Annotated in this window: 5 protein-coding genes; 3 read left to right on the top strand and 2 right to left on the bottom strand. The window is 66.4% G+C overall.

All coding sequences use genetic code 11. The annotated features are described in order from the left end of the window. Positions 1 to 131: 131 nt before the first annotated feature. The gene (locus FV228_RS22750; RefSeq protein ID WP_147856674.1) at positions 132 to 449 is read left to right on the top strand and encodes a cupin domain-containing protein; all 318 of its coding nucleotides are present in this window, start codon (positions 132 to 134) and stop codon (positions 447 to 449) included. Between the two features lie 93 nt (positions 450 to 542). Here FV228_RS22750 and FV228_RS22755 read toward each other — a convergent pair whose 3' ends face one another. Both FV228_RS22755 and FV228_RS22760 read right to left on the bottom strand, forming a co-directional pair. Continuing rightward, positions 543 to 989, bottom strand: coding sequence for a hypothetical protein (locus tag FV228_RS22755; RefSeq protein WP_147856675.1), 447 nt, complete (start codon positions 987 to 989; stop codon positions 543 to 545). Further along, positions 986 to 1,639: a hypothetical protein gene (locus tag FV228_RS22760; protein WP_147856676.1), complete on the bottom strand. Its 654-nt coding sequence runs from the start codon at positions 1,637 to 1,639 to the stop codon at positions 986 to 988. The genes FV228_RS22755 and FV228_RS22760 overlap by 4 nt, the downstream gene beginning before the upstream one ends. Before the next feature lie 265 nt (positions 1,640 to 1,904). On the opposite strand from FV228_RS22760, the gene glyA reads away from it, so the two are divergent. After that, entirely contained in the window at positions 1,905 to 3,209 is a 1,305-nt protein-coding gene (gene glyA, locus FV228_RS22765) for a serine hydroxymethyltransferase (protein ID WP_147856677.1), read from the top strand. Between the two features lie 102 nt (positions 3,210 to 3,311). After that, positions 3,312 to 3,828 (top strand): transcriptional regulator NrdR (gene nrdR, locus FV228_RS22770; RefSeq protein WP_246693996.1); only part of this gene is annotated, 517 nt, incomplete at its 3' end.

Consider the following 3,828-nt stretch of genomic DNA (forward strand, 5'->3'; position numbering starts at 1 on the left):
AGCCCACCCCGCCCAAGCCCCGGCGCGGCCGCGGCCCCGAGGGTGGGGCCGGTTGACGCACGGTCGGCGATACGGCGCCGGTTGACCCGGTTCGGCCGGGACGCATCTCCCGCGGCGAAGGAGATGCCCCGATGACCGACCACCTGACCGCCTGGGACGCCCGCGCAGAGACCGTCGCCGCCAACGGCGTCGCCAAGCGCACGATCCCGGGTGCCGGGGCGAGCCTCGTGCGGGTCGTGGTGCCCGCGGGCGTCTCGGCGGGGCGCCACAGCCACGATCACGAGCAGTTCGTGCAGGTGATCTCCGGCTCCGGATTCCTCGAGACCGAGCAGGGCCGCACGCCGTTCGCCGCCGGCAGCGTGTTCCATTTCCCCGCCGGGACGTGGCATGCCGCCGCGTTCGAGACCGAGACCGTGCTGGTGGAGACGAATCTTTCGGCGCAGGGCTGAGAGGAATACGTTTCGGGAATTCCATCCAAGGCACGGCCGGTCAGGCGACGCGCTCGAGAACAGGTCTCCGTCAGGGCACGGTTCTGTTCTGGATCATCCTGCTCCCCCGTTAAGCCGCTTCTCCAGATCCTCGGCGGCGGGCACCGTGTCGCGCGCGTACTCGACCGCCTGATCGGCGGTCAGCAACCGGCCCTCCTGCGGATAGAAGGCGAGCCCTCCGACCAGCTTCACGCAGGCCGCGATCGCAATCAGGGCACCGATCGATTTGGAGATGGCACCGAAGCTGAAGGCATACACGCAAGGCCAAGAGCCACCGAAATCAATCTCGGCATAGGTTTCGGTCAGATCCGACAACGGGATGACTGAGCATTCGAAGCCCGTCTCCCGACCTTTCCGCATCGCCGGCAGATGTCCCGACGAAGCAGGGGGGATCTTTTCTGAGCCCAGCCGCAGATCAAAGCCAAGCGCGTCAATGGCAGCCTGCCACTCCGATCTGCTGGTGAGCGGTCGCGGGCATAGCGCATACGCGTCCATACTCATGCGTCACCAACTCCGATCCGAACAGCAACCGAGAAATGGCTTTTCACTGAAATACCCCGAAGCAGATGAATTTCGATAACGGGAACGCTTTCGTCGACGCCCGCACCCGTTCTCAATGCGCGAACGCGATTTGACGATAGTCCTTCTTCACCGGTCTTGATGTCCCAGATTGCCCTGATTGGCGCGACGCTGGTTCGACCATCCCGGAGAAGCACATCCGTGCGTATGCTTCCTGAAAAACCGTGCCGAACGACGTCACCGGCGACGAAACTCTGCTCGACACCGTCCCGGCCAATACCGGGAAGATCCAATTCACGCAGCCGCGCTGCCAGCTTCGCATGGATCTGAAGACCGTATAAAAACCCCTCTCCAGGCTCCGTGCTCTCGACGACGTCCTTGAGAACATCGAGACGCGCATCCGTCTTCGCGTCGATCCGAGCATCGCCCGTTCGCTCCCTTCGAACGACGGTCAGCGAGCCGTTCCCTCCGCACCATCGGCCATTGCAGTCGCGCGGCCGATCGGGTCTGAATCCGGCTTTGATGTCTAGAAGGCGAAGGGCAATGAAAGCCGGACTGAGACGAAGTTCTGCGATGGCATACGCTAAGGTCGGATCCTGGTCATGACTGCGCATAGCGCTGCTGCCCATCACGTTCGTTCTTGTTTTATTCCATGATTATTTTCCTGATGCCAGGCGATTCTGGGCACTTCTAGGACCACGCGCCCACTGCGGGCCGACAGCGCCAAACATCCCACCTGCGCGAAGCATCTCACCTGCGGCAAATTATTCTTTGCGCCGATCCAAAATGCCTGTGCTTGGCGGCACGGGCCGGCCCGTGTAGGAATCCCGCACGAATGCCCGCCCGTGCACGCCGACGAAAGGCCGGGCACCGCCCCTTCCAGAACAGAGGCAGACCATGAGCGCCGGTACCGCCGCCGACAAGCACTTCTCGAACAGCTTCTTCGCGGCCCCGCTGACCGAGGCCGATCCCGAGATCGCCGATGCGGTGTCGAAGGAACTCGGACGCCAGCAGCACGAGATCGAGCTGATCGCCTCGGAGAACATCGTCTCCCGCGCCGTGCTGGAAGCGCAGGGCTCGGTGCTGACCAACAAGTACGCGGAAGGCTATCCGGGCCGGCGCTACTACGGCGGCTGCCAGTTCGTGGACATCGCCGAGAACCTCGCCATCGAGCGCGCCAAGCGCCTGTTCGATTGTGGCTTCGCCAACGTGCAGCCGAATTCCGGCTCGCAGGCCAACCAGGGCGTGTTCCTGGCCCTGATGCAGCCCGGCGACACCTTCCTGGGCCTCGACCTCGCGGCCGGCGGCCACCTCACCCACGGCGCCCCGCCCAACGTCTCGGGCAAGTGGTTCAAGCCGGTCTCCTACACGGTGCGCCGCGATGACCAGCGCATCGACATGGAGCAGGTCGCCGCCCTCGCCGAGGAGCACAAGCCGAAGGTGATCATCGCCGGCGGCTCGGGCTACCCGCGCCACTGGGACTTCGCCAAGTTCCGCGAGATCGCCGATTCCGTCGGCGCCTACTTCATGGTCGACGCGGCCCACTTCGCCGGCCTGATCGCGGCCGGCGTGCATCCGTCGCCGTTCCCGCACGCCCACGTGGTCACCACCACCACGCACAAGACGCTGCGCGGCCCCCGCGGCGGCATGATCCTCACGAACGACGAGGCGCTCGCCAAGAAGTTCAACTCGGCGATCTTCCCCGGTCTCCAGGGCGGCCCGCTGATGCACGTCATCGCTGGCAAGGCGGTGGCCTTCGGTGAGGCGCTCCGGCCCGAGTTCAAGATCTACGCCCGCCAGGTGGTGGAGAACGCCAAGGCGCTCGCCGACACCCTGATGTCGGGGGGCTACGACATCACCTCGGGCGGTACCGACAACCACCTGATGCTGGTGGACCTGCAGCGGAAGGGCCTCACCGGCAAGGCCGCCGAGGCCGCCCTGTCGCGGGCCGACATCACCTGCAACAAGAACGGCGTGCCCTTCGACACCCAGAAGCCGACGATCACGTCGGGCATTCGCCTCGGCACCCCGGCCGGCACCTCGCGCGGCTTCGGCGTCGCCGAGTTCAAGCAGATCGGCGGCTTCATCGTCGAGGTGCTGGACGGCATGGTGGCCAAGGGCGAGGCCGGCGATCCGGAGGTCGAGGCCTCGGTGAAGAGCCGCGTCCACGCCCTGACCGACCGGTTCCCGATCTACGGCTGAGGCCGGTGCGCGGCGGCCTTCCGGCCCGTCCGCGTGTAGTCTAGGAAACGGCCGCGGACCCGACCGGTCCGCGGCCGTTTCCATGCGTCGAGTGCAGATCCCATGCGGTGTCCCTATTGCGGCGGCTCCGAGACGCAGGTGAAGGATTCGCGGCCCTCCGAGGACGGCGCCGCGATCCGGCGCCGCCGGGTCTGCCCGGATTGCGCCGGCCGCTTCACCACCTTCGAGCGGGTGCAGCTGCGCGAGGTCGTGGTGCTCAAGCGCTCGGGCAAGCGCGTGCCGTTCGACCGGGACAAGCTGCAGCGCTCGATCGACGTGGCCCTGCGCAAGCGCGCCGTCGAGCCCGACCGGATCGAGCGCCTGGTCAGCGGCATCACCCGGCAGCTCGAGAGCGCCGGCGAGCCGGAGGTCACCTCCGAGGCGATCGGCGAATTGGTGATGGCGGGGCTCAAAGGCCTCGACGACGTCGCCTACGTGCGCTTCGCCTCGGTCTACAAGAATTTTCGCGAGGCCAAGGATTTCGAGGACCTGCTCGGGACCCTGGGCGACGGCCTGCTCACCGTGGGGGCCGGGCCGGGTTCCCCGCCGGAGGAGCCTGAAGAGCCCGACGCCCCGCCCC

Source organism: Methylobacterium sp. WL18, from assembly GCF_008040015.1.
Taxonomy (GTDB): domain Bacteria; phylum Pseudomonadota; class Alphaproteobacteria; order Rhizobiales; family Beijerinckiaceae; genus Methylobacterium; species Methylobacterium mesophilicum.